Source organism: Sphingobacterium kitahiroshimense (assembly GCF_025961315.1).
Lineage (GTDB): Bacteria > Bacteroidota > Bacteroidia > Sphingobacteriales > Sphingobacteriaceae > Sphingobacterium > Sphingobacterium anhuiense.
The window spans coordinates 5,843,227-5,868,980 of sequence record NZ_JAOQNK010000001.1 but is presented as its reverse complement, the minus strand read 5'-3'; the positions used below and the strand labels follow the sequence as shown (position 1 = coordinate 5,868,980).

Below are 25,754 nucleotides of genomic sequence, written 5' to 3'. Positions count from 1 at the left end.
TATTCTGATTCATTTGGTTTGAATCAAATCTAACGAAAATAATGTAAAATAAATCAGCTCAAGAAATTGATTTGTAAACAACAGATGTATTGCTATAATCAGGTCTTAAATCTAATAAAAATGCTAATCAGGGTTGTAGCCATTACGAGAAACATCAATAAATCTAAAAGATTCAAACATAGACATCAGCTTTTATACCCCCGTTAAATCGTGAAGAGAACTCCTTGAAAGTCCGTACAAGTCCATGAAAGTCCGTGAAAGTCCACACTCTACTCGACAACGGCTCTGCATTGATAGGTATTTACTAGGATACACCTCCGCCTTTCGTTCGACTCCTGTTCGACTGTACTTCGACTCCTTTTCGATAAAAAGACAAACAAATGCCAAATAATCATCGAACGAATCCCGAACCAGTTCCCTAGCATCCCCGAACCAACACGAATCAATATCCGAACCATTACCAACGGATATCAAAAGAAAATGGCCTAAGCGTATTTAATATTAACATGAACCCCTAAATAATGGCTAATGTTTGTACTAAAGCACATCGATAATCGTATCTGTTTCAATTGGATGTCCCGTACAAAGTAAAATACGTCCATTTTCAACTTCACGATCTGTCAGTACCTCATTATACGACATACGCACTTTTCCTTGGGAGCAATTTGATATACATGTACTGCACATACCCGACTTGCAGGAATATGGAAGCTTAATCTTGTTTTCCAAACCCACATCTAAAATAGATTTATTATAAGGAATATCTAAATGATAGCTTTGGCCTTGAAAGTTTAATTTGATGGAGTAAGTCGTCTTATCCACCTCTTTTTCTGTTTCATCATCATCGTCTTCTTCATTTTCAGGAAGCAAAAAGGTCTCCCGTTTGATTTGAGATTCATCAAACCCCATCCCCAACAAAGTGAAACGACACAAGTCCATATAGATCACTGGACCACAGGTGTAAAACAGAACGTCCTGATGTGCAGTTGGCAAATGATTTTTCAAAATGGAAAGGATATAATCTCTATTCAATCGTGCTGTCATCAGATTTTTACTATTTGAATAAATCCAAATGATCTGAAGACGATCCGGATATTTTTTTGCCCATTGCTGTAGTTCTTCTTTAAAAGGAGTTACCTCTGGAGAGCTATTGCTATAAGCCAGCACTATCTTTGATTTACTTTCACGAACCAACGCAGTCTTCAAGATGGAGAATAAAGGAGTGATACCAATACCTGCGGCGAATAAAAATACGGTACGTGCGCTATCTTCAATAGGTTCATAAATAAACAGACCTTGTGGATCTAATGCATTCACAATATCTCCCTCCTGAATTTTATGATGTAAAAAACGGGAAATCTCACCGTTTTCAACCCGCTTAACCGTAATACTTAAGGGTTCATCGACATCTGGTGAACTACTAAAAGAATACGATCTCCTCAACTCCCGATTAGCAAATTCAAAAGATAAAGTCAAAAATTGACCAGCTTTATAAGTTGGAAACTCCCCTGATACTGGTTCGAAATTAATGGTTACATTGTGATTTTCACGCGGAATGATGTTCGTAATTCTGAGCTTGTGCATAACCAAAGATAGTATTCACATCGAGTTTTATCAAATCATTAATTGCAATAGGCTATAGATAGCTGTAATAGACAATTCTTCAAAAAAGTGGAACATTATGCTTCCCAACTATCAAGCATATCATCTACAGCACCCCTTCCTTGATAAAAAGCTTCTTCAAAAATAGAAACTCCACTTAAATCAGAATGAGCAAAGAAAATCTTGTTAGCAATTGGTAGAGTCAGCTGTTTTCTATATTCAGAAGACAAATAACCCGGAATTGGGGAAACCATGCCATGGCCATGCCTAAAAATCTCTATAGAAATGATTTCATCTTCAATACCAAAATGCGCTATTGAAAGATCCTTAATAATAAACTCCTTCCATTGCTCATCAGTTTGATTATACAGTTTACGCCTTTGTTCATTTAAATCCGTACCATCCAAACTATGATAATAAGAAATCACAAATGGACTTGTGAATTGGCCTAAACTCTGGTGCTGTGCATATACATACCCTAATCCCTTTGCTCCAAAAATAATGTTTTCCCAGGCAAGATTGGCGCCATCAGCAAAAGGAAATTTATGCAACACCACTGTTGCAACAATCCAGGGAGCATACTGTAGCAGTTGAAAATTTTTGCCTCTCTGCGGCAATAGGTACTTGTTGACATATTGCGGACAGCAATTAATCACTTTTTCAGCTATTATTTTTTTTGACACCTTTCTCTGCGCATCGAACAGCAACACTTCAACATTACTTTCATTTACCGTTATTTTGTAAACCATATGTTGTTTCAGAATTTGATTTTCGAAGCTTTCAGCCAATAACTTGGCTAATCGACCATTTCCTTCTTGCCACGTAAGTACAGCATCTTCATCTTTTTTAAAATCGTGCTTTCGAGCGGCAAAATAGTGAATCACCGCAAATGCAGCGGTATATTTTATTCCAGTACCATAGTCATCCCTACAGCAATAATTAAGATACTCATGAAGATAGCTCGAAGTATAACCTTCTTTTCGTAACCACTCTTCCATCGTTATTTGATCAAGGCCTAAATCAAATTTTTCGGGTGAAGAATAGCACATTGGAATATTAAAAATATAATGGCCATTTTGATCTTTCAAGGCTTTAAACTCTTCCATCTTATGCAGAAACCTTGTAAACTCTTGTTGATCAGCATCACTACTTCCATATTGCGGTACAATACCTTCCTGCCAATAATTTTTGATAAATAAACGTTCCTGTGGAGCAAAGGACAATTGCTCTTCGTCAAAAATTGGATTGCCATTGTCATCTCGGCCAATTACAACTCCTACATCAAATAAAAAATCAATCAACTCAACATTAGAAGCATTTGGAAGTGGTAAATAATGAGCTCCAAGTGGATATTTGGAATACTTATTTTCTCCACTCTTTGCATTCCCTCCCGTCTCAGCCTCTAATTCTACAAGAAAAAAATCTTTCCCTCCACGCTTATTTAATGTATATCCGGCTGTAAGCCCTGCAATCCCACCCCCTATAATTAAAACTGGAATTTCCAGTGTCTCACTAATATTTGGAAAATCAGGAAACCGTAGTTTATGTCCTAAAATATGGTTTGTCCCCGTTAATTTTAGAAATATGGTATTCATTCTCCTTTTACAAGAAGATAAAAGATAGCTTCCTAAAGTCAGTAAAATACTATCTTTAACAAATGATCGCCTGGATTCTTTATATTTTACTCCACTCCTCATCAAAATACCGTACTAAAATCTGATTATCTAAACGATTTATTTCCACATCTACAGCTTTCATATCAGCTGGAAAATCGGTCATTTTCTGAAGATTATAATTATAATACTTCAAATTTGGAACACGCTGGTTTACGCGATTAAAATTGACTCTCATATCGGGTGAGAAGAGGTTAAATCCCCATTCGCCAAAAGAAGGAACATAAGTATGATAGGCCAAATTATTCGGAAAAACAGATGCGATAGTCTCATAAATGCACCAATAAGATTTTGGTGCAAAATATGGAGATGTTGTTTGAACAGAAACGATACATTGCGGCTCCATAAGTGGATATAGGCTTTTGTAAAAATTGTTTGTATAGAGTTTTCCCAAACTATAATTAGATGGATCAGGAAAATCGATAATCATCACATCAAATTTATCTTTTGCTTCTTTCACCCAAAGAAACGCATCCCTATTTATAACCTCAACACGAGAATTGTTCAATGCATTAGCATTATGCTTTCTCAACAGTTCATTTGTCTGGAACAATTTTGTCATTCCCTCATCCAGATCAACAAGCACTAATTTTTCTACAGAAGAATATTTTAAAATTTCTCTTACTGCAAGCCCGTCACCCCCTCCTAAAACAAGTACTTTCTTTGGACTTTTAGCAATAGACATCGCTGGATGGACCAACGTTTCATGATATCGATATTCGTCCTTTGTATTGAATTGTAGATTATTATTTAAGAACAGCTGATATTCTCCTTTTGCCTCAGTCAGTACAATACGTTGATATGGTGTAGAGTGTTTATAAATAACATTGGTACTGTATAGCTGATTCTCGGAATATTTTAACAGTTCATTTGAGTAAAAAAACAAACCAATCAAAATAATAAAGCATACAAGTGACTTTATTTTAAGAATAATTGGATTTTTAAGTTGTTTACTCAAATAAAAAGAGAGAAATATGCCAACAGTAACATTGATAATTCCAAAAAATAATGATGTCCCCATTACCCCAAGTTTCGGAATGAGTAATATTGGAAATAATACAGAGGCAATAAGAGCACCGATATAATCAAAAGTGAAGACATTAGAAACCAAGTCTCTAAAGTTGACACGATCTTTTAAAATATTCATTAACAGCGGTATTTCCATTCCGCTAAGACATCCTGTTAAAAAAACAAAAAGATATAAGATCAACTGGAAGTGTTCAACTTGTTGAAATAACAGAAATAAAATAACAGAACTAGTTCCACCAATTATTCCAATCAACAACTCGATATCTATAAATCGGTCTAAAAGATTTTTAACAATATACTTAGCAAAAAATGAACCCACGCCCATCGCAAAAAGATAGGTCCCAATAATAAATGAAAATTGTTTTACAGAATCTCCTAACAAATAACTAGCTAATGCACCTGCAACCAGCTCATAAATAAGGCCACATGTAGCAATTATGAAAACAGATATCAGCAGAAATATGGGCAGATTCTTTTTTTTATCCATGAATAGCTGCCGCAATAATAATCGATATGCCTAGAATGAATGCAGCAAAAACAATCGCTAATGCAATATTTTTGTTTTTAACGATTTCTTGCCATGATTTTTCAGGTGTTAACCTCTCTATAACCCAATAAGCAAATATAAAAACGACAATTCCGATTATAGAATAGACAATAGATGCCGCTATTCCTTTGTAAAAGATTTCATAATTCATATGACTATATATTTTTATTTGTGACTAGAACCATAATCCGAATATGTTGGTCGATAATAATGATACCGAGATCCGGTATATGTATTATCTTCCACTGTATTTACTTGATAAGATGTTGTACAAGTTTTGATATATTTATTATAGTACTGTAAGCCTAAAGATAATCCAAACAAGATCACGAAATAGGATCCAAAGCCTTTATAATTCAATACCGTTAAATAATTAATTTCTTTATTGACAAACATAAGGCTATCTTTTCCAAGTCCTAACAATGAATTTCTTATCCACAAGACCAACAATACGAGCAAAACATAAGTAATAATTAAGCCCCAGTAATCTACACCTCCAAAAGTAATCTTGTAGTCTTCATTTAGATATACTGAAGCAACATTCTTATTAGTTGAGTAGGTTTCAAATACCATGTGATATGTGCCGGGCTCTACTTTGCAAAAACTCACCGAAATACCGCAAGCATGATTAACTTCATTATAATGATGTTGCAAAAGTGCTGTTTCCTGTATTTGGTTGGTAAGTTCATTAACCAACTTGATCCGAAGATGCACATTTGGAACATTAACATCTGAAATTCCTTGAAAAGTTAATTTTTGTGGTTCACTGCCATTTACACTAAAAGACTCCCCAATGTACTCATTATTCAATTTTGAGGAAGTAAATTTTTGATCAAATTGATAGTAATACTCCTGAATATTAGACCTGTTAATTAAAAAGAATCCTAGTCCGATTAAGATAACAAAACCAATGGTCAATATATTGAGGATCGTACTCGTCTTTTTCTTCCGGCTTAGGTATTCATTATAATATTCAAAGGTTTGAAAATAATCTTCTTGATTTTGATATGTTCCACTATAGTACTCGTTCACGTTATCAATTATTTCATGCGATACGAAACGATCTTCATTGATACTATTAATATAAGTATTAGCTTGAGATCTTGCATCAAGATCTTCAAAGACAAACCCTTCCGCGTACACTACCTTTAAAGTATCCTGATATTTTAAAATATAGGTCCTTGTCTGTAATTTAAGCCGATCTTCCTTTACTGATTTTATTTCTGGTAGTCCAACTGAATGTAGAATAGCTGCATAATCAGGTCCATCACTCCAATAAATTTCGTTGTTTTTGGAACTGAGACCTACATATTCATTACTATACTCGCCATCTAGATTAACCCGTTGTATTTTGGTAATAACCACATAATCGTTTTTCTTTTCTCCAATCCGTTCCCCTAAGCTAGTCCATAAAATATATTCAGGCTTCGGAAAGACTTTAACAAAAGTCCAAGTTGTATGATCTTCACCTTTATAATAACTTCCGCAATTAGAACATACGAAACCCTTATAATCAACCACTTCAACATCAAAACTATGTTTAAATTTACATTTCGGGCAAATGATAAGCATAAACTATCGATTAACAATGGTTTCATTCAATACTGATGCATCAAAATAATGCTTAAAAACCTCCCCTAGCTCAAGAACTTTCTTCGTATTATCCTTGAGATAATTACATAAATAAATATCTAGTGTAAGCTGTGAAAACTCAGGCCATGTATGGATACAGATATGTGATTCCATCAAACATATAGCTACTGTGAAACCTTTACTGTCAAATTCATGAGATGAGATTCCGACAATTTTCAGACCATGATCATTTATTTGATGTATTGTAAAATCTAAAAAATTCGACATATCGGTTAATAGATTAATATCATTCACCTGAAGTGTTAATAATTGATGGGTTCCTGGCTTATACTGTTCGTTCATTTCTAAAAATGGTTCTCGGCTATGGCCGCAAATATATACATTTTTTTAATTTAAAAGATATTAAAATAGAGTAGATTAACCAACTTATTGCCCGATATGACACTTAGATTCATTTGCTATACGCTAATTATCTTATTCATAAACATCTGTTTGCATTTCAATCAACCTGTTTTTTAAAATAGAATAATTGCTCGTCATTTAAAGGTCTCATTTCAATAAATTAATTTAGATCTATTACAAATAATGTATATTTGTAATAAGGTATGATTATAAAAGCAAAGATAAAACAACATAATGAATGGCTATTTTGGGAAGAGCTTCCTGAGATCAGCTCGATCAATACCATTTTATCCGAAAAGCATATTGCAATCAATAAAAGCCCGATAAATATCAGTACCTATCAGATCCTGAGCAGAGGCTTGTTTGTGCTCTGCGCGGATATGCGTGTTTCAGCTCCCGTAGATATTATCTCGGAGATAGAAGGTGAAGCTGTCGTGAGCCAATTTATCCTTAGTAAATCAGAATCTGCGCATGGATTTACTTTCAGTAAACATAACATACGTTACATTCCTTCTCTTTACGAAGAGCATCCGATTCAGAGCAATCAGGACTTCCTGTATTTTATGGTCATCATGACACCTGAACTCTATCAGAATATGATCAGCATACATACGCCACTTCATTTGGAATTCAAAGAGAAGATGAAGGAAAAGAAAGTGATCTCCATTGTCGAAGAAGATCTTTTTGTTACCACAGAAATGAAGGGGATTATTGATAGTATTCGTACCACGACAAATAAAAATGAATTGAAACAGATATTTGTCAATGCGCGCATTCTCGAACTCATCATGCTTCAGTTTGAACAGTTCAGTTTCATCAGCGATAAACTTACGGATCTTTTAAAGATCGAAGATGTTCAAAAACTGGAAGAGGCACAGCGGATCCTTCGCAATAATTTTGTCAATCCGCCAACACACAAGCAATTATCAAAATTAGTACTATTGAATGAGTTTAAACTTCGCAATGGCTTTAAACAACATTTTGGTACTACCATTTACAACTACATCACACGTATCCGAATGGAGGAGGCAAAACGTCTGATTTTAAATGAAAACAAAAACATGTATGAGGTGAGTACGATCGTGGGTTTTAAACATCAGGCTAGCTTTACACATGCATTTAAAAAATATTACGGCTTACTCCCTTCAGAAATAAGCCGTTAATTTACTTTTATACCTTTTGACCTTGCAATAGCGAACGCCATGATTCTAGTTCAGGAATACCCGGTTTTCGTTTCCCAAAAAGTTGAACAATTAGATTTCCCTGCTTGTCGTAAACTTCCAATGCGTTTACATCACCATCCGTAGAAGGTTTTCTAACCTGCCATATTTGGTCAATCGCATCCATATTAAGATGCAGATTAAACTGTGGATCTAGTACATTAAACCAATTCTCCATCGTTACAAGTTTCTTGATCAATCCCGAATGTATCTGTATACAGCCTTTATTGCTAACAAAAACCATGACAGGAACGTCCTGTTCTGAAGCCTGGTTTAAGATTTCTGTAAATCGCTCTAATGGCAATTGCTCTGCGAAACCAGAAGGTGCCAGACGTAATGCCTGTGTCCGCTGTAAGCTATATTTACGTAAAATACCAAAGAATTCATGGCTATCCTTCATATTGAGCCAATCTGACTGAAAACTATCGACAGCAATTTCCGTATCTGGAATCGAGATATCGCTTAAAACTGCGGGAACATTGATTGTAAAATACGTCTGGTCTGCAGCACGATAAGAATTTACAAGTTCTTCATAAACAGCAATCGGATTAGAGTCTTTGATCAAATAAACTTTATGAACAGCTAATCCCGCTGTATCAAAGAACTGGATACTCAAAAGATCTTTAACTTTTACAGCAAATGCATAAGCCCAATTCTGAATAAAAACGCGTAGGTCAATATCATCATTATGAAATAATACGACATGCCCCTCATTGGAAGGTGTGGGATACGTTCCTTTTCTTTCATGAACACATGCATCATTACGTGTCAAAGCCATAACATGCCCTAAGCGCGGTAATTCCTGCAAAATAGCCCAAATATCATCCTTAAGTAATACCACATCATCTGACAATTGTGTCAATAGAAGCTGTGCTTCACTTACCTTAAGTGCTTTTGCACAGTCGTAAATCCTTGCCTTAGGATTATCTTTTTTATAATTTTCGTACTTTTCTTTTAATTCCATCGCCAGTTCATGTTTATAATTTGAATTAAATTTTGCTGCTGAATAATGTACTGTACAGGTTTGTACAGACGGTGTCAGCGTAGCCATATCAGTACTCACTTTTGTTTGCACACCAAATATAGCATATATATTTTCAGGCTTGAGCACTTCAATAGGAGCTCCCTCCCACCATTTCCTACCCGATTTGAGCATCAATACACGATCGGCATACTGTGCAACAAGATTCAGTTCATGTAATATGGCGACAACACTAAACCCAACAGCAGTCAAAGCTTTCGCAATGGCTAGTGTTTGATGTTGAAATTGGATATCCATACTCGCTACAGGCTCATCTAATAATAACAAAACGTCTTTCTGGTCCCACACCTGTGCCAATACCCTTGCAAAATGAACACGTTGCTGCTCTCCACCCGACAGTTGCTGTATTTTTCTATCGCCCAGATGTTCGACTTCACAGATGCGCATACACTCTGCTATAGCCACGTTGTGTTGCTCCTGAGATGCTTTCAAATGATAGCGTCCCATACGGACGACCTCCTCGACAGTAAACGCCATAGCCATACTATTGGACTGGTGTAGGAAAGCTCTCGCATAAGCAAGTTCTTTCAATGAGTAAGAACGAAGTGGTTTGCCTTTAAACAATATTTCTCCCTTTGCAGGTTTCAGATCGGAAGCCAACATACGTAACAAAGATGTTTTTCCGGCTCCATTTGCTCCTACAATTGCGTAAAATTCGCCTTTTTGAATAGAGATATCAATATCCCTTAAAATGGGACGCCCTTTGATTTCGTATGATAGTGATTGTACTTGTAGCATAAACTAGATTTTATTCTTGTCTCTGATCAGGATAAATAAGAAAACTGGAGTACCCAATAATGCTGTAATAACCCCAATAGGAAGTTCCAATGGCTGAATAATTAAGCGCGAAAGCAGATCAGCAAGTGTGAGTACCAATGCTCCGGCAATACTTGATGCCACGAGCACGTAACGATTATCAACACCACCAATCAACCGGATTGCATGCGGCACTAATAAACCCACGAAGCTGATAACTCCGGAAAATGCAACAGCTGCTCCTACTGCCAATGTTGAAAACAAAATAACAACAATTTTCAACCGGCTTGTATTGACGCCCATCATTTCAGCTTGAGATTCTCCTAAAGCAAAAACATTCAATTGTTTCGCAAAAAGAGGTAGAATAACTAAAGAAATCAAGACACAGGGATACAATACTTTAATATTTTCCCATGATGCTCCCGCTAAACTGCCCAATGACCAAAAGGTGATGGAACGTAATTGTTGTTCAGTTGCTAAATAACTCAATAATCCCGTTAAGGCTCCTGCAAATGCATTCATAGCAACACCTGCTAAAAGCATGGTTGCAATATGAGATTTCCCATTGTTCATGGATATACGATAAACAATAAGCACTGTCAATGTTGCTCCTAAAAACGCGGCAAATGCCAGAACGTAATAACCCAGGCTTGCAGAAATCATGGGAAGTAACAAGCCTTCGAAAGAGATAACGAGTGCGGCAAAGAAAGAAGCGCCTGAAGAAATTCCCATTAAGCCAGGTTCCGCTAATGGATTTCGAAATATACCTTGGATAGCTGCTCCACTGATTCCTAAAGCTGCACCAACTGCAATTCCCATTAGAATTCTAGGTAATCGTATTTGCTCCAAGACATTCACAGTCAGCTCATCAATACCTGATGAAGCTTTAAGACCTATCTTATATAACAGTATAGAGCAAACATCCCAAAAGGAAACCGAAATCGATCCCATCCCTAATGAAAATATGACTACGATAATAAGTAATATGCTGAGTAGCGTGTAAATTAAGGTATTTTTCATTACAGCAACTATTTTCCAAATAATTTTTCGTGCAACTGCTGTATCGCCTGTGGTAAACGCATACTGAAACCATTTAACAAGGATGCATCCATAGCAATTACTCTTTTATTTTTACCTGCTGTAGTTAAGTTAACACCTGGTAACTTCAAAATAGCTTCTTTTCCTCCTAAACTGGACATTCCAAAATCAAATAACAAAATAACTTCCGGATTGGCCTGAACTAAAGCTTCTGTATTATATGTTTTGTATCCTGTAAAACCTTTCATCACATTTTGAGCACCGGCTAACTTGATTACCGCATCAACGGCAGTTCCTGAACCAGATACACTCATTGCTCCTGCCCCACGTGCATATACAAACATCATTTTAGTTGCTTTACTCGATTTCCCCTTCGCAATTGCCGACTTTAGATCTTTCGATAATTGATCTGCAACCTGATTTCCCTTTGTAGTAACATTTAAAGATTGTCCTACTTTGCGAACCAATCCTGTTAATCCTGCCTCAGAAAATTCCTGTTTAAACAAAACACATGAAATACTCAAGGTCTTAAATTGCGCCAATACAGCCGCACTGACCTCTCCTTCAAAACCTAGTACGATATCTGGACGAAATGAAGCAATTCCTTCAGCCGTAATTGATCTGTTTTTGCTCACTTTAGGAATCTCTTTCACATAACTTGGATAATCGCTTGTCACATCAACAGCCACTAGATTAGCACCTAGCCCTAATGCATCAACAATTTCCGTCAAACTTCCACTTAAGGAAACAATTCTTTTTGGCGTGTTGCCCTGTGCTATAGCTACTGTATAGCTAGACCATAAAATGATGATAAGCGCAAAATTATTTAATATTTTCTTCATATAATTTGTTCATTTATGAAGAACAAAAATGGGCTTATTTAAACTAATTACAAATAAAGAGTTCTGTTTGCAATACGCTTACACTAATACACAAGAATAGACATAAACAACTTAAATACTCTGGTTAACAATAAATTAACTAAACAGCAGGGATCATTATGTCATTTAAATAATATCATATTGCACAAAAATTAATACGCTTTGCACAAATCAAAATACACAATGCATAAATAAACTTTGGCATTTTATGGAGATACTTGCATTATTATTTAGAATTATTACAAATAACTTTGAAGACAACACACTATCTATGCCTGCTATTTAGTTTTCTTTTTCTGATCGGGAAAAGCAATTCAGTGCTTGCACAACAGAATGCGCAATTTCAAGGGCTTATTGTGGATGAATTACAAAGACCGTTGGCAGATGTTAGTATTTTAATCGAACCAGACCGATCTACGACAAAAACAGATAATCGGGGAAATTTCATAGTCAAAAAATTATATGCCGGAACATATACTTATACTTTAAGTGCAATTGGATATGAAACCTTAACTGGCTCCATTGAGTTGATCGCAAAAGACAAGCAGTTACATCGCTTCCAGCTTCATAAATCGAATCAAGTTTTAGATGAAGCATTGGTTACGCAAGAGATTCAAAACCGTCCAACATTAATTGATCCTAAGAACTCCGCTATGCCGGTTACTATTATCGACAGGAAGGCAATTGAACTTATGGGGAGTAGACGTTTGGACGAGGTCTTAAAAGAACAGACAGGTATTGCTATTGTTAACAATACTGCTGGCGGTAACCGTTCTGTAGGTGTGCAGCTTCAGGGATTCTCTAGTGAATACGTCATGATCCTCATTGACGGACAGCCGATGCTCGGCAGAAGTTCCGGTAACTTTGACTTATCACGTATTTCGGTAACAAATATAGAACGTATAGAGATTATCAAAGGGGCTTCTTCTTGTCTTTATGGGAGTGATGCACTGGGAGGAGCGATCAATATCATCACCCGTTTAGGGAAAGTAACTCCTCAAATGCATGCAAATATTAACTATGGAAGCTTCAACGTATTGGATGCAACTTTAGAAGGTGAGACTTCCTTTAATAAAAATAGAGGAACAGCTTTACTATCTACGAATTACTACCGTACGGATGGTTTTAATACAAACAAAAAATTTCAGTCAAGCGGAACCACAGTCCCACCCTACCAAACTTTTTCCATCCAGGGAAAAGTAAGACATCAATTGAAAGATAATCAGCATTTCATTGGCGCTTCAGGGCGTTATAACTATCGCCAATCCGATATGCACCGTGGTTACGGACAAGATTTCAGCACGCTAGATCAACAAAAAGAGACTGACATCAATGCTTCATTGTTCTACGATAGCCGTTGGAATGAACGCTGGAAATCGCTTTCTACCTATTACGTATCGCATTATCAATCCGATAATAAAGTAACAGCACAGCAAAACAATGCCAATTTAGCTTCAGACAATTTCACACAGATGGTCCATCGTCTGGAACAACAATTTGCTTATCAGTCAGAAGGCTTAAATGTGACTATGGGACTAGGTGGCGCTATAGAAGCTATGGATCTTGCTGAAAATTTTGACAACAAAAATCAGAAGAACTTCTTTTTATATACCCAAGCGAATAAAACAATCGGAGAAAAAACCACTGTTGTTGCAGGATTGCGCTATGACCAGACAGACAATTACGGAGGGCGATTAAACCCAAGTTTAGGTGTGACCTATCAATTACTGCCTCAGCTTGCTTTGAAAACAGGTATAGGAACTGGATTTAAAGCACCTGACTTCAAGACCCGTTATCAAGTGTTTTACAACCCTGCTGCCAATTACTACGTTATCGGCAATGAAGTTTTAAACAGTACTCTGGATGAAATGGATGCCGCAGGACAAATTTCTGAACGTCGCAATTACATCATCAATCAACTTGATGGTAACTTAAAAGCCGAGCACAACACCTCAATCAATGCAGGTTTGATCTGGAAGCCGTTAACGAATACAACAGTAGAAGTCAATGTATTTCGTCATCAGCTTAAAAATCAAATCAATAGTATACAGGTTGCTACAGGTATGCAAAACATGGCGATTTATTCGTATCAAAATTTACCAAAGTCAGTCAATAAAGGATTTGACATATCTTTTTCTACTCGGGTGTTAGAAAAAATCACAATCAATGCAGGCTATCAATACCTGATTGCGAAAGATATGAGTGTTGTTGACAGCATAAAACAAGGGAATTGGCCATTTAATACCTTAAGAGATCCAAAGACCGGAGAGACATTTACGCCAACATCAAAAGACTACTGGGGCTTAGAAAACAGATCAAGACATCAATTCAACATAGGTGCAATTTATCAAGCTCCTTGGAATCTGACAATAAATGCACGTGCTAACTACAGAGGGAAGTATGCATTTTCAGATGCAAATGGCAATCATTTTATTGATCGTTTTGACACATTTGTCAATCAGCATATTCTCTATAATGCAACTATTGAAAAAAAGTTTGACAAACTTCCTTTAACTGTCCGGGTGACTGGAGAAAACCTCGGAAACTATATTAATTATTTAATTCCAGGCCAAATTGGTCGAAGTGTATCCTTTGGCCTATCCTACAGATTAATAAAGTAAAAAGATGAAATTATCCATAAAAATACTCTTTTATAGTTGCATAGCAACAGTGTTTACTTCATGTTTTAAACCTAACATTGAGCCAGACATCTTAGCTGACGGAAAAAGTACGATCATAAAAGATCTTGCTGGTGATGTAAATGCTTATGTCGGAGCTGGTGTCGGTGGCGGAAACCCCAAAGAAACAAGAGACTTTTATACTTTCCTATTTCGGTTTTCAGATCAAAACCAGACTTGGTTAAAAAATCATACCGATTCGGTAACGAACTTTTCAAAAACAGATTGGGATCTTGCCTTTACAGGACAATACAATGGAACACTTTTTATAAATGATGGAACGATGGAAAATAATCCCGCTTACGGAAATCCATCAAGACACCGCGTTGTACTGATTAAAAAGCCATATGACCAAGTCGATTCAGCTCCTGCGGATATTGAATTTGAAAACTCAAAAATAAATGCATTCGGTATTATTATGGATGCCGAGTCGTCAGGCTGGTATGATTATAATATACAGCGTCATTTGGTACAGGCCATGCCTGACCGCACCTATGTCATCCGTTTAAGTAATGGAAAATATGTCAAGCTACAAATGATCAGTGTATATCAGGGTATTCACAATTTTACGCCTATTACTGACCTTTACTGGCCTGCCCCCTACTTTACTTTCCGATATTTCATACAAGAAGATGGAACAAAAAATTTAAAAACGAGTAATTTATAAAATTAATAAGCAAATATCATGTTAAACTTAAAAATCAAAGAAGCCACAAAAAATGGCCATCAAGAGTTAGAAAAAAATGTTATTTTTAAATTGAAGGCTATTGAAAATAACTTAGATTATGCAGACGTATTGAAATATTTCTATGCTTATTTCAATGCTGCAGAAGGAAACATTGAAGCGGCATTACCAGCAAGCTTAGCGTCTTACTATGCCACACGCAGAAATGCATCACATGTTGCCAAAGATATCATTGAACTAGGTGGTAGTTTAGAAAACTTACCTGAAGTTGTGTTACCGACGATCAGCACAAAAAACCAAGCTATCGGTGCTCTTTATGTACTAGAGGGATCTATCATGGGCGGGCCACATATTGTCAAAATGCTTCAACATAGAGGTATCAATTCGGGATTTAACTTTTTTAATGGTTATGGTGACCAATTAATGGAAAAATGGGCGGAGTTTACTGCAATAATCAATGCAGAAGTTGCCGAAAATGACGAGCAAGAAGCTATCGATGCTGCATTAGCGACATTTGAAGCATTTACCAATACATTTAATTCAAAAGCAGTTATCTCGTAATTTTAAATCCGTGTAATCATGAAATCATCACACAAATTAAAAAGTATCCTGTGTGTTAGTGCTATTGCACTGACCTCTTTTCAATTTACAGCTTGTAAAAAAGATAAAGTTGAAGATCCAAAAGAAGAAGAAGTTTTCAAAACTGAAGGACTTAATGTTGCTGTACCAAGTGGTAAAACCATATTTTACGACTTAAAGAAACAAGAAGATGCGACAGAAAGCTCTTATACTTTTAAACTTTCAGGCATGTACGGGTCTCGTTTAGATTTGGGAAACCAAGGCTATCAAATGGGATATTTTGACTTGAAAAATACGAGTATCAAAGATATTAAATTGACCAATACAGCAGACTTTAACCAGTTGGATGTTAAAGAAACTAATTTTTTAACTATAGATGCATCCACTGCAGGAGAACCGGCAAACGGTCCAACTTGGATTATTTATGACTATAAAAATAATCATGCTGTATACCCGACTGCAGATCGTTATATTGTATTCTACAAAAAAGCAGACATCACAAGTGGTGCACAAACTGAAGTCATCATTATGCAAGCAGATAAAGTAACAGCTAAAGATGGAAATGCACGATACCAATTAAAATCGGAATCGCATGATATCAATATCCTCAAAGAAAAAGAAGTAAAAACAGGTACTGTTGCTGTTGCTTCTGGGAAAACAGTATTTTATGATTTATTAAATGATAAAATTACTGAAACTGTCGAAACAAGTCTAGTAAATTTCTCAGGAACTTCCGGTACAACTCTTAAACCAAGTACAACAGCTTATAAATTTGGATATTTTGATTTAAAAGGAAAGGCTATTGAAGATATCAAAATCGCGAACTTAAAAGAACTTGATTTTAAAGAAGCAACATCATTAGGATTAGATGCCACAAGCATGAACGTACCAGTAACAGGTCCAACATGGATGGTGTACGCAGGTGCTCCAACACATGCTGTATATCCTACTGCTGATCGGTTTGTAGTATTATACAAAGGAACATCCTTATCTGAAAATCCAAATGAAGTCATCATCTTCAAAGCAAATGAACTCGTTACTGCAGGTAGAGATGTGACCTTTAAATTGAAAATAAAACAGTTCATAAAATAGACCTAAAAGTCAATTTTTATAATAGCATGAAGCATCTTGATTTGTATCAAGATGCTTTCTTATTTTTAGTACGATGTATGATATCTCCATGGTATTCGTTCTCTTTTTTGAAATCAACTGATTTCAGCATAACTTAGGGAAGATAAAAAAATCTTAGATCTTATCATTTTACGCAGCAATACAGACATTCAAACTACTGCAACCATATTGCTTATACTTCATTTTATTTCCGAACCCTAGTCAACAATATAAATAAGCTATTTAAAAACAGCGTTACTTATTTCTTGTTTAATTGGAAAGTCCTATTATATTTGCCGTTCGATAATACTATTTACATCTCAAAGATCTACAACGTGCAGCCTATGAACACTCTTGTGTTGATAAAAAGCTCAGACCTGTTTGAAAGAACATAATTAACTATTGATGAAAAAAATCAAAGATATTACGACACTAGGATTCGCCTTATTTGCTATGTTTTTTGGAGCTGGGAACTTACTGCTTCCTCCTTTTATTGGATTAAATGCGGCAGATCAATGGGACTGGGCAATAATAGGTTTTGGGCTTACAGGTATTTTACTTCCTCTGTTAGGCGTTTTATCGATCATCAATTCAGGTGAATCATTCAAAGATTTAGGCAATCGAACTCATCCTTATATAGCCACCATCCTGGGTATCATCATCATGCTGGGTATAGGCCCCCTAATTGCCATTCCGAGAACAGCCGCGACTACTTTTGAAGTAGGTTTATTGCCTGCATTTCCGAACTTATCGCCCATCTGGGCTTCAATACTATTTTTTGCGGTTACTTTTATCCTTTCTATCCGCCCTTCCAAAGTCGTGAATGTAATTGGAAATTTTCTGACACCGTTACTTTTGATTTTATTGATCGGTATGATCATCATGGGAATTTTGTTTCCTTTATCACCGAGTATCGCACATCAGATGGAATCCATGCAAGCCTTTAAGCTTGGTTTCATAGAAGGATACCAAACATTGGATGTGTTGGCTTCTGTCATTTTTAGCAGTATTATTATCGCTGCAGCAAAAGCCAAAGGATATGAAAAACTTAAAGATAAAAATAGAATCGTCACAAGTGCAGGTTGCCTAGCAACATTTTGTTTATTATTGATCTACGGTGGTTTAGTTTTTTTAGGGGCAAAATCTGGATATCCTTTATCTCCAGATGTAAAACGGGCAGAGTTACTCCTGTTTATTTCGCATAAAATCTTTGGAAGCTATGGGGTGCTTGCCATTTCAGTGAGTATTGCTTTAGCGTGCCTAACTACTGCAATCGCCTTAACTTGTGCTGTAGGTACATTTTTTAGTCAGCTGTTTAATAATCGAATTACCTACGAGTGGATTGTCATTATTTGCTGTCTCTTTTCGGCAGTACTTGCCATAACCGGCGTAGAGTATATTATTCAAATTGCTTATCCATTTTTAGCATTCATTTATCCAATTGTAATTACCCTGGTACTCTATGTACTTATCTTTGGTCGTTTGATTAAATCTAGACTACCCTACATTGGAGCTTTAGCAGGAACAACACTTGTTTCTACAATTTATCTCTTAGCAGGATTTGATATACATATAAAAGGAGCTGAAAATATATTAGCATCAATTCCTTTGGCGACATATGAACTGTGGTGGGTTATTCCCTCAATTGTTGGATTTTTATTGTTTTTGCTCTTGGATAAGTTAAAAGTTAGCCGCTAGATATAATATCCTAAAATGGGTTGTTGTCAAAGAGTATGATAACAACCTTTTCATAACCGCTATATACAAAACCAAATTTCCCGTCAGACCTCTTGCTGGTGCAAGATAAATGTGGCTATCCTCATGCATTTACAGCATCAGCAAGCAATTATAATTTCAAAAGAAAAGCTTGTATCATACCACGGTATTTCGACTAGAAGTTTAAATCGTGTCTTAAAAAGGTTGAGCCACGAAGTCAACATTAAGAGTTAATACTTCGCCACTTTTTATACTTAATTTTAACTTTATTAATTTTAAAAGAAAATTACAGCTACAATAGCATCTTAAAAAAATAGCAAAAGTCATGGTTTAGTAACATTCTCGTTCTATTCTAAAATTTCCCGTGTTAAAGAATAATAAAACAAAAAAAACGCGTTATATTACTACCATTAACTTAATAAATAAAAGAATGCAAACACGTAGAAACTTCCTTCACAACACCGCTAAAGCAACCTTGGCTGTCGCAGTATCGGGCAGTGTTTTAACTAATTTAGCCCAAGCTGAACCTGCACGTAATCAAGCCGCTCCTCTTTCTTTTAGTCAAATCAAACTTCCTTATACTTATTCCGACCTCGAACCCAATATTGATGCCTTAACAATGGAAATCCATTACACGAAGCATCATACTGCATATATTAAAGCTATCAATGAGGCAATAGTGGCAGAAAATATTACTGAAACTTCTGGAGAGCAGTTGTTGGCAAATATTTCTAAATATTCTGCTAAAGCACGCAATAACGCTGGTGGGGCTTGGAATCATAATTTTTTCTGGGAAAACCTATCTGGAAAACAAACGGGTCCTTCTGAAAAAGTGATGCAATTGATCATCTCATCTTTTGGATCAATGGACAAATTTAAAGAACAGTTTGCGGCTGCGGCGACTTCAAGATTTGGTTCAGGCTGGGCCTGGTTAATCTTGGACGATTCAGGTAAGCTAAAAATAACATCAACCGCTAATCAAGACAATCCATTAATGGATGTGGTCGATCAAAGAGGTATTCCAGTTTTAGCATTAGATGTATGGGAACATGCCTACTATTTACATTATCAAAATAAGAGAGCAGATTACATCAAAAACTGGTGGAATGTAGTGAATTGGAATAAAGTACACGAAAGACTTGCATAATATATAAAATGAAAATGTCTTCCAAATTGGAAGACATTTCTTTATAGACTGAAAATTTATAGGATAAAATAGGGATAGATTATCCTAAAATCTCTTTCAATTTATTCACTTGAAAATCAGCTAATTTTTGAAGAGGTCCTGAAGCGATCATTTTCATCATCATATTCAAGTCAGCTTCAATCGTAAATGTTGCCACTGTTACGTTAGCCGAAACTGTTGACAAAGTCCATTTTAATGTAACATCAAAAGGAGCCTTTTCAGATGGAACTAGTTTTATTTCTTGATCTTCTATCCTTTCGTCTACTTTCAGGGCCAACTTAGCCATATTCTGAATTGTAAAACGTGCCTCATCGGCAGTTGACGACCAATTATAAATATTCTCAGGCATCAATTGCTCATGATTATTTAAGTCTTTCAAAAAAGCATAAACCTCCTGAACCGACTTTTCAATTGTTACATTGTTCTGAATAGTTGTCATAAAAATTCCTTTTTATAAATTAGACAATTGGTGACCAGGTTGAAGGATTTTTTCTCCAATCTTTTAATAACTCAACATCTTCTTCAAAAATAAAACCATTTTCTGCAGCCACTTGAATGAGTGAATTGTAATCACAAAGACTATGTAAAGTACATTTTGCATCAGCAAAATTCTTTGTTGCTTCATCCAGACCATATGTGAAAATAGACACTAGACCTACCACATTACATCCTGCCTCACGTAAAGCTTTTACCGCAATTAAACTACTTTTACCCGTTGAAACTAAATCTTCAACAACAACAACACGTTGACCGCTAACAATCTCACCTTCAATCATATTTTGACGACCGTGATCTTTAGCACTGCTTCTCACATAAGAAAATGGTAAGCCCAAATCTTGAGCAACTAGTACACCTTGTGGAATACCTGCAGTAGCTACACCAGAAATCATATCCACTGATCCAAATTCTTCTTGAATCAACTTTGAAAGCTTCTGACGAATGTACGTACGGATTGCTGGATACGATAAAGTAATACGATTATCACAATAAATTGGAGACTTCCAACCCGATGCCCAAGTAAAAGGGTTTTTAGGTTGCAATTTTATTGCTTTAATTTGCAATAAGGATTCGGCAACTTTTTGTTCAACCTCATTTAAATTATTCATGTCGCAAATTTATAAAATTTATATGAACCAATCTGTGCTAATTTTGGCAGATTTTGTTCCCACGGGCATTAAAAACCCTCAAACTATTGATGTTCAAGATATTGAACTTGAAAAACTTTTTAAATTATCTGAACAAAATGACATTCCTAAATCATTTTTATATATTCACAAAGACTGTGAATTGATTTTCCAGAAGTTAAAGGAAAAAAATAAAATCATAAAAGCAGCCGGAGGCTTAGTGAAAAATGGCGATGGCGACTATTTATTCATCTTTAGATTAGGCAAATGGGACCTTCCGAAAGGGAAAGTAGAAAGTCATGAAAAGATGAAAGAGGCTGCTGTAAGGGAAGTGGAAGAGGAATGTGGCATAAAAATAGATTACCTCGGAAAGAAAATACAGACATCATACCATACTTATTATTTGAGAAATGGTGATTTTATCCTGAAACAAACCAATTGGTATGAAATGGGCGTTAATAAAATCCCTAAACTCATACCTCAAACTGAAGAGGATATCACCAAAGCGGAATGGTTAGATAAACATAGTCTGAAGCAGGTAAAACAAAATACCTATCCGATCATCGCAAATATTTTAGAGGAAAACTTGTAATTATTAAATTTGATTGACATTAAACTGGACTTGAATCAGTAATTTTAAAACATGGAAAATATAGCTGGGAAAAAAGCACTCGTCACTGGTGGTGCTCGTGGATTAGGAAAAGCAACTGCTATCGCACTAGCGAAAGAAGGTGTTCATGTGGCTATCACAGGTCGTAACGAAGAACTTCTAAAAACTACGGTAAAGGAATTGCAGGATATAGGCGTACAAGCTACTTATGAAGTTTTTGATGTTTCAGATTTAGCAGCTGTGCAGGAAGCAATAGCAAAATTGAATGCTTCATTTGGTCAGTTTGACATTATCATCAACAATGCCGGAATTGCAGCCTTTGGATCTTTAGTGGATATGGATGCCGAAACTTGGACAAATATTATTAACACAAACGTATTGGGTAGTTACCACGTAACAAAAGCAGTACTTCCACAGTTGATTGAAAAAAATGAAGGTGACATTATTTTTGTTTCTTCTACCGCAGGGCTGAATGGAGCCGCAACGACTTCTGCTTATAGTGCATCAAAATTTGCCGTAATCGGTATGGCAGATTCGTTAATGCGCGAGGTTCGTAAACATAATATTCGCGTTTGCACGTTAATGCCAAGCACAATTGCATCGGATATGTCCAAAGATCTCGGATTAACAGATGGAAATCCAGAATCAGTATTACAACCTGAGGATTTTGCAGAATTGATTATTGCAAACTTAAAATTACCAAGAAGAGCGATGTTAAAATCTGCTTCGCTTTGGTCAACAAATCCATAATATAATTTAAAGGAGCATCATGCTCCTTTTTTATTTCATTTAAATCATTTTATATGAGCATTCTATTTTCAAGCCTTAGCCTAAAAAACATAAATTTAAAAAACAGATTAGTCGTTTCTCCGATGTGTCAATATTCGGCTGTAGATGGTTTTGCAAACAACTGGCACCTTGTTCATTTAGGACAGTTTGCAATGGGAGGCGCCGCTGCCATTATTCAGGAAGCGACGGCTGTTTCGCCCGAAGGAAGAATCAGTGCCGGAGATCTAGGAATTTGGAAAGATGAACAAATCGAAAAATTAAAAGAAATAACGACATTCATAAAAGAACAAAATTCAATACCTGGCATACAGTTAGCACATGCTGGACGCAAAGCAAGTTCAGGCAAACCTTGGGAAAATCATTATCAAATTGCACCGGATGCTGAAAACGGATGGCAAACAGTAGCACCTTCTGCTCTGGCATTCAGACCCGACAAGGACATAGCCCCACGTGCCATGACCTTAGATGATATCAAAAAAACAATTACTGATTTTCAGCTAGCTACGAAAAGAGCTGTCACCGCTGGTTATGATATTATCGAAATTCATGCCGCTCACGGATATCTAATCCATCAGTTTCTATCTCCCCTATCGAATGACAGAACTGATCAATATGGTGGTTCTCTAGACAACAGAATGCGATTTTTAAAAGAAATCATTGAGGCCGTTCAGCATGAACTTACAACACAATCGTTATGGGTTCGTATTTCTGCGACAGACTGGGCTACTGATGGTTGGGATCTGGAACAGTCTATTACTCTTGCCCAAGAATTGAAACAATTAGGTGTTGAAGTAATTGATGTTTCTACTGGTGGAGCAGTTGCACATCAAAAAATTAGTCCTGCAAAAGATTACCAACTACCTTTTGCTGCGGCAATAAAGAAAGAAACAGATCTTATCACAGCAACTGTTGGGCTTATCAAAGAAGCGTCGCACGCTGAACAAATCTTACAAGATAAAAAAGCAGACATCATCATGATAGCGCGTGCTTTTCTAAAAAATCCACATCTTCCACTCTATTTTGCAGAAACTTTAGGTGATCACATCGAATGGACCAATCAATACGCCCGTGCTAAATAATCTGGTATGAAATTAAATTTACAACAAGTACATCATATTGCTATTATTTGTAGCGATTATGAAAAATCCAAAAAGTTTTACACCGAGTTACTCGGATTTACCATTATACAGGAAGTGTATCGTGAAAACAGAAACTCTTACAAGTTAGACTTAGCCTTAAATGGCAATTATATCATTGAGCTATTTTCATTTCCAAATCCTCCCAAACGACCTTCAAGACCTGAGGCCGTAGGGCTGAGACATCTTGCTTTTGCGGTACAGGACATCTCCAAAGAAGTCCAACTATTACAGCAGTCTGATATTTCAGTAGAGCCCATCCGAATTGATGAACTTACAAATAAAAAATTTACATTTTTTGAAGATCCCGATGGATTACCCATTGAGCTTTATGAAATTTGATTTCAATAGCGCTAGCTGTACTTTAGTCCAACATTTTTTTATTTCATTCCGGAACTTGCTTAGTCCTATTTAATCAATTTCAAGTATAAAATAATTCTTGAAGGTAGCGCAGATATCGATAAATTTGTTTTATATTATGATACAATTAAATAAAACAAATTTATCTTAGTTTAGCTAAAAAATGCTTAGTATTTATTTATTCTGAGGATCCAGCCATGAAGTACAAACAAATAAACAATAACTCCATTAACCAAATCATGTTGATTACGATCATACTTTTGATCTGTATATTAATATTTACAAATTTATCATACTATCTACCGGGCTTTTTAGGAGCAATAACACTTTATATATTATTTAGAAATATTTACCATACCCTCACTGAAAAGAAAAAGTGGGGTAAATCTATTTCAAGTATATTCCTGATCAGTCTTTCTGTGATCTTTATTGTGTTTCCATTATGGGGATTGATTAACTACCTAATTCCCCAGTTAGAACAGCTTATTGTTAATCAAAAAGACCTATTGTCTAAATTTGATTCTGTAAAAGACTATATGCACAATAAGCCTGTATTAAAAAACATAGATTTATCCGATGCCGCAATTCTTAATTCTCTTCAAAAATTAGCAAAATACATACCCAATGTTTTAAATTCTGTTGCGGAAACTGTCGTCAATATCATCGTCGCTTTATTTGTACTTTATTTTATGCAATATTATAGCAAAGAGATGGAATCTACGATTCAGCATGCTATTCCTTTTTCGCAACAAAGTAAAAAGGAACTCTGGAACGAAATAAGCATGATGGTACGTTCAAATGCTATCGGTATTCCAATTCTTGGCATATGTCAGGGCGTTGTTGCCGGTATTGGCTATTGGATTTTTGGAGTTGACAGCCCTATTCTACTGGGAATAATAACGGCCGTTTCCACGATTATACCGGTCTTGGGCACGATGACTGTTTACGTACCTACCGCAATTTATCTGTTAGCTATTGGCTCTACAGGAAATGCCATTGGTCTGGCTTTATATGGATTTATATTAATTGGTGGAATTGACAATGTACTTCGTTTTACGATATTGCGTAAACTTGGCGATGTACCGCCACTGATTACGGTATTTGGCGTATTACTGGGGTTAAATCTTTTTGGTATGCTGGGGCTTATTTTTGGACCATTGATCATCTCATCAGTTCGTGTATTATTAAAAGTATACAACAATGAATATGGAAAGGGAAAACCTGAAATCATAGAATCAACCTCCTTCACAAATTATGACAATGATAATAATATCATTACTTAACATCGTATGATTATACAGTACAGTGTCATTAATCAGCTTTTTTAAGGTTTAAATTCAATATTTTTTATAGTTTTGATAGATAATTGATACCCATTACCATGAATAAAAAATTAATATTAGGCATAACAGGAGTTGTCACAGCGTCCCTGTTATTCTCTTGCAATTCAAATACTAAAACGCAAGAAGCGGCAAAAACAGAAGAACATGATGAGCATGATGGTCACGACCATAGTGGGCATGATCATAGTGCACATACGGAAGCTCCTGCAGCTATGCAAAAAGAAGCTGCAAAAACACTTCCTGACTTCACTTTTTACCAATTAAGATCGGGTATTAAAGTTTCAAAATCAGATGTTTCCAAAGATAAAAACACAGTTTTTATCCTATTCGATCCAGGATGTAGCCACTGTCAACAAGAAGCAACTGCTTTAGAAAAAAACAGAGAGCGCTTGAAAGATGTTAACATCTACTATGTTTCAATGAATGATCCTGCTTTAATATTAGGCTTCTTTGACAACTTCGCTCCAAAATTATCAAAAATGGAGAATGTTGAAGTTTTAGTCGACAAAGGCCAAGAGTTTATTCAAAAAATACATGTTCCTGAGCAATTCCCTGCAAATTATGTTTACGGCGCCGACGGTCAATTAAAAGCACAATGGGAAGGTGATAAAAATATAAATGAAGCTATAGCTGAATTTCATAAATAAAAATCAGT

Annotated in this window: 24 protein-coding genes; 13 read left to right on the top strand and 11 right to left on the bottom strand. The window is 35.9% G+C overall.

Going from position 1 to position 25,754, the window contains the following annotated elements; translation table 11 throughout:
* Positions 1 to 537: 537 nt before the first annotated feature.
* The 6 genes from M2265_RS25090 to M2265_RS25065 all read right to left on the bottom strand — a co-directional run bounded on the left by M2265_RS25090 (position 538) and on the right by M2265_RS25065 (position 6,786).
* Entirely contained in the window at positions 538 to 1,584 is a 1,047-nt protein-coding gene (locus M2265_RS25090; RefSeq protein ID WP_132773041.1) for a ferredoxin--NADP reductase, read from the bottom strand.
* Positions 1,585 to 1,679: 95 nt separating this feature from the next.
* The gene (locus tag M2265_RS25085; protein ID WP_165905979.1) at positions 1,680 to 3,197 is read right to left on the bottom strand and encodes an NAD(P)/FAD-dependent oxidoreductase; all 1,518 of its coding nucleotides are present in this window, start codon (positions 3,195 to 3,197) and stop codon (positions 1,680 to 1,682) included.
* A 79-nt stretch (positions 3,198 to 3,276) separates the two neighbouring features.
* Entirely contained in the window at positions 3,277 to 4,791 is a 1,515-nt protein-coding gene (locus M2265_RS25080; protein ID WP_132773045.1) for a polyamine aminopropyltransferase, read from the bottom strand.
* Complete coding sequence (locus M2265_RS25075) at positions 4,784 to 5,002, bottom strand: DUF350 domain-containing protein (RefSeq protein WP_108160091.1); 219 nt, start codon at positions 5,000 to 5,002, stop codon at positions 4,784 to 4,786. Before M2265_RS25075 ends, M2265_RS25080 begins: the two co-directional genes overlap by 8 nt.
* 14 nt (positions 5,003 to 5,016) lie before the next feature.
* Positions 5,017 to 6,423 carry a hypothetical protein gene (locus tag M2265_RS25070; protein WP_132773047.1) on the bottom strand — a complete coding sequence of 469 codons (1,407 nt, stop codon included), beginning with the start codon at positions 6,421 to 6,423 and terminating at the stop codon, positions 5,017 to 5,019.
* Between the two features lie 3 nt (positions 6,424 to 6,426).
* On the bottom strand, positions 6,427 to 6,786 hold the full coding sequence (locus M2265_RS25065; protein WP_132773049.1) for an S-adenosylmethionine decarboxylase family protein: 360 nt from the start codon (positions 6,784 to 6,786) through the stop codon (positions 6,427 to 6,429).
* A gap of 263 nt (positions 6,787 to 7,049) precedes the next feature.
* Between M2265_RS25065 and M2265_RS25060 the strand changes: the two genes are divergently transcribed.
* Positions 7,050 to 8,009: a helix-turn-helix transcriptional regulator gene (locus tag M2265_RS25060; protein ID WP_021189896.1), complete on the top strand. Its 960-nt coding sequence runs from the start codon at positions 7,050 to 7,052 to the stop codon at positions 8,007 to 8,009.
* Positions 8,010 to 8,016: 7 nt separating this feature from the next.
* Here the strand turns inward: M2265_RS25060 and M2265_RS25055 are convergent, their stop codons facing one another.
* Genes M2265_RS25055 through M2265_RS25045 form a run of 3 tightly spaced genes read right to left on the bottom strand, consistent with a single transcriptional unit; the run spans position 8,017 to position 11,744 of the window.
* A complete protein-coding gene (locus tag M2265_RS25055; protein ID WP_132773051.1) occupies positions 8,017 to 9,846 on the bottom strand; it encodes a heme ABC transporter ATP-binding protein in 1,830 nt (609 codons plus the stop codon).
* A 3-nt stretch (positions 9,847 to 9,849) separates the two neighbouring features.
* Positions 9,850 to 10,884 carry a FecCD family ABC transporter permease gene (locus M2265_RS25050; RefSeq protein WP_132773052.1) on the bottom strand — a complete coding sequence of 345 codons (1,035 nt, stop codon included), beginning with the start codon at positions 10,882 to 10,884 and terminating at the stop codon, positions 9,850 to 9,852.
* Positions 10,885 to 10,892: 8 nt separating this feature from the next.
* Positions 10,893 to 11,744, bottom strand: a complete 852-nt coding sequence (locus M2265_RS25045) for a heme/hemin ABC transporter substrate-binding protein (RefSeq protein WP_132773054.1) — start codon at positions 11,742 to 11,744, stop codon at positions 10,893 to 10,895.
* A gap of 290 nt (positions 11,745 to 12,034) precedes the next feature.
* Here M2265_RS25045 and M2265_RS25040 point away from each other — a divergent pair, with 290 nt between their 5' ends.
* The 6 genes from M2265_RS25040 to M2265_RS25015 all read left to right on the top strand — a co-directional run bounded on the left by M2265_RS25040 (position 12,035) and on the right by M2265_RS25015 (position 19,698).
* Positions 12,035 to 14,404, top strand: a complete 2,370-nt coding sequence (locus M2265_RS25040) for a TonB-dependent receptor (protein WP_243655503.1) — start codon at positions 12,035 to 12,037, stop codon at positions 14,402 to 14,404.
* A 4-nt stretch (positions 14,405 to 14,408) separates the two neighbouring features.
* Positions 14,409 to 15,128, top strand: coding sequence for an HmuY family protein (locus M2265_RS25035; protein WP_132773056.1), 720 nt, complete (start codon positions 14,409 to 14,411; stop codon positions 15,126 to 15,128).
* An 18-nt stretch (positions 15,129 to 15,146) separates the two neighbouring features.
* Complete coding sequence (locus M2265_RS25030; protein WP_132773058.1) at positions 15,147 to 15,707, top strand: biliverdin-producing heme oxygenase; 561 nt, start codon at positions 15,147 to 15,149, stop codon at positions 15,705 to 15,707.
* Between the two features lie 18 nt (positions 15,708 to 15,725).
* Complete coding sequence (locus M2265_RS25025) at positions 15,726 to 16,817, top strand: hypothetical protein (RefSeq protein WP_132773059.1); 1,092 nt, start codon at positions 15,726 to 15,728, stop codon at positions 16,815 to 16,817.
* Positions 16,818 to 17,240: 423 nt separating this feature from the next.
* Complete coding sequence (gene brnQ, locus M2265_RS25020) at positions 17,241 to 18,533, top strand: branched-chain amino acid transport system II carrier protein (protein WP_132773061.1); 1,293 nt, start codon at positions 17,241 to 17,243, stop codon at positions 18,531 to 18,533.
* Between the two features lie 448 nt (positions 18,534 to 18,981).
* Positions 18,982 to 19,698 (top strand): superoxide dismutase, encoded by a 717-nt coding sequence (locus M2265_RS25015; RefSeq protein ID WP_132773063.1) that lies wholly within the window; start codon positions 18,982 to 18,984, stop codon positions 19,696 to 19,698.
* Between the two features lie 79 nt (positions 19,699 to 19,777).
* Here M2265_RS25015 and M2265_RS25010 read toward each other — a convergent pair whose 3' ends face one another.
* Positions 19,778 to 20,176, bottom strand: a complete 399-nt coding sequence (locus M2265_RS25010) for an SRPBCC family protein (protein ID WP_132773065.1) — start codon at positions 20,174 to 20,176, stop codon at positions 19,778 to 19,780.
* 19 nt (positions 20,177 to 20,195) lie between these two features.
* Complete coding sequence (gene pyrE / locus M2265_RS25005) at positions 20,196 to 20,843, bottom strand: orotate phosphoribosyltransferase (protein ID WP_021190349.1); 648 nt, start codon at positions 20,841 to 20,843, stop codon at positions 20,196 to 20,198.
* Between the two features lie 22 nt (positions 20,844 to 20,865).
* On the opposite strand from pyrE, the gene M2265_RS25000 reads away from it, so the two are divergent.
* From M2265_RS25000 to M2265_RS24975, 6 genes are all read left to right on the top strand, one after another.
* Positions 20,866 to 21,453, top strand: coding sequence for an NUDIX domain-containing protein (locus M2265_RS25000; RefSeq protein WP_243655504.1), 588 nt, complete (start codon positions 20,866 to 20,868; stop codon positions 21,451 to 21,453).
* A gap of 51 nt (positions 21,454 to 21,504) precedes the next feature.
* Positions 21,505 to 22,221 (top strand): 3-ketoacyl-ACP reductase, encoded by a 717-nt coding sequence (locus M2265_RS24995; protein ID WP_132773069.1) that lies wholly within the window; start codon positions 21,505 to 21,507, stop codon positions 22,219 to 22,221.
* A 53-nt stretch (positions 22,222 to 22,274) separates the two neighbouring features.
* Positions 22,275 to 23,339, top strand: a complete 1,065-nt coding sequence (locus M2265_RS24990) for an NADH:flavin oxidoreductase/NADH oxidase (RefSeq protein WP_132773071.1) — start codon at positions 22,275 to 22,277, stop codon at positions 23,337 to 23,339.
* A gap of 6 nt (positions 23,340 to 23,345) precedes the next feature.
* A complete protein-coding gene (locus M2265_RS24985; protein WP_132773073.1) occupies positions 23,346 to 23,738 on the top strand; it encodes a VOC family protein in 393 nt (130 codons plus the stop codon).
* A gap of 215 nt (positions 23,739 to 23,953) precedes the next feature.
* Entirely contained in the window at positions 23,954 to 25,039 is a 1,086-nt protein-coding gene (locus M2265_RS24980) for an AI-2E family transporter (protein WP_132773075.1), read from the top strand.
* A gap of 98 nt (positions 25,040 to 25,137) precedes the next feature.
* Positions 25,138 to 25,746, top strand: a complete 609-nt coding sequence (locus M2265_RS24975; protein WP_132773077.1) for a TlpA family protein disulfide reductase — start codon at positions 25,138 to 25,140, stop codon at positions 25,744 to 25,746.
* Positions 25,747 to 25,754: the final 8 nt, after the last annotated feature.

What these genes read in the sequence shown, in the direction of transcription:
- brnQ (WP_132773061.1), top strand. Translation starts at nt 17,241, where the DNA reads ATGAAAAAAATCAAAGATATTACGACACTAGGATTCGCCTTATTTGCT.
- M2265_RS25085 (WP_165905979.1), bottom strand. Translation starts at nt 3,197, where the DNA reads ATGAATACCATATTTCTAAAATTAACGGGGACAAACCATATTTTAGGA.
- M2265_RS25010 (WP_132773065.1), bottom strand. Translation starts at nt 20,176, where the DNA reads ATGACAACTATTCAGAACAATGTAACAATTGAAAAGTCGGTTCAGGAG.
- M2265_RS25065 (WP_132773049.1), bottom strand. Translation starts at nt 6,786, where the DNA reads ATGAACGAACAGTATAAGCCAGGAACCCATCAATTATTAACACTTCAG.
- M2265_RS25060 (WP_021189896.1), top strand. Translation starts at nt 7,050, where the DNA reads ATGATTATAAAAGCAAAGATAAAACAACATAATGAATGGCTATTTTGG.
- M2265_RS25030 (WP_132773058.1), top strand. Translation starts at nt 15,147, where the DNA reads ATGTTAAACTTAAAAATCAAAGAAGCCACAAAAAATGGCCATCAAGAG.
- M2265_RS25000 (WP_243655504.1), top strand. Translation starts at nt 20,866, where the DNA reads ATGAACCAATCTGTGCTAATTTTGGCAGATTTTGTTCCCACGGGCATT.
- M2265_RS25055 (WP_132773051.1), bottom strand. Translation starts at nt 9,846, where the DNA reads ATGCTACAAGTACAATCACTATCATACGAAATCAAAGGGCGTCCCATT.
- M2265_RS24980 (WP_132773075.1), top strand. Translation starts at nt 23,954, where the DNA reads ATGAAGTACAAACAAATAAACAATAACTCCATTAACCAAATCATGTTG.
- M2265_RS25015 (WP_132773063.1), top strand. Translation starts at nt 18,982, where the DNA reads ATGCAAACACGTAGAAACTTCCTTCACAACACCGCTAAAGCAACCTTG.
- pyrE (WP_021190349.1), bottom strand. Translation starts at nt 20,843, where the DNA reads ATGAATAATTTAAATGAGGTTGAACAAAAAGTTGCCGAATCCTTATTG.
- M2265_RS24985 (WP_132773073.1), top strand. Translation starts at nt 23,346, where the DNA reads ATGAAATTAAATTTACAACAAGTACATCATATTGCTATTATTTGTAGC.
- M2265_RS25045 (WP_132773054.1), bottom strand. Translation starts at nt 11,744, where the DNA reads ATGAAGAAAATATTAAATAATTTTGCGCTTATCATCATTTTATGGTCT.
- M2265_RS25035 (WP_132773056.1), top strand. Translation starts at nt 14,409, where the DNA reads ATGAAATTATCCATAAAAATACTCTTTTATAGTTGCATAGCAACAGTG.
- M2265_RS25080 (WP_132773045.1), bottom strand. Translation starts at nt 4,791, where the DNA reads ATGGATAAAAAAAAGAATCTGCCCATATTTCTGCTGATATCTGTTTTC.
- M2265_RS24995 (WP_132773069.1), top strand. Translation starts at nt 21,505, where the DNA reads ATGGAAAATATAGCTGGGAAAAAAGCACTCGTCACTGGTGGTGCTCGT.
- M2265_RS25050 (WP_132773052.1), bottom strand. Translation starts at nt 10,884, where the DNA reads ATGAAAAATACCTTAATTTACACGCTACTCAGCATATTACTTATTATC.
- M2265_RS25090 (WP_132773041.1), bottom strand. Translation starts at nt 1,584, where the DNA reads ATGCACAAGCTCAGAATTACGAACATCATTCCGCGTGAAAATCACAAT.
- M2265_RS24975 (WP_132773077.1), top strand. Translation starts at nt 25,138, where the DNA reads ATGAATAAAAAATTAATATTAGGCATAACAGGAGTTGTCACAGCGTCC.
- M2265_RS25075 (WP_108160091.1), bottom strand. Translation starts at nt 5,002, where the DNA reads ATGAATTATGAAATCTTTTACAAAGGAATAGCGGCATCTATTGTCTAT.
- M2265_RS24990 (WP_132773071.1), top strand. Translation starts at nt 22,275, where the DNA reads ATGAGCATTCTATTTTCAAGCCTTAGCCTAAAAAACATAAATTTAAAA.
- M2265_RS25025 (WP_132773059.1), top strand. Translation starts at nt 15,726, where the DNA reads ATGAAATCATCACACAAATTAAAAAGTATCCTGTGTGTTAGTGCTATT.
- M2265_RS25070 (WP_132773047.1), bottom strand. Translation starts at nt 6,423, where the DNA reads ATGCTTATCATTTGCCCGAAATGTAAATTTAAACATAGTTTTGATGTT.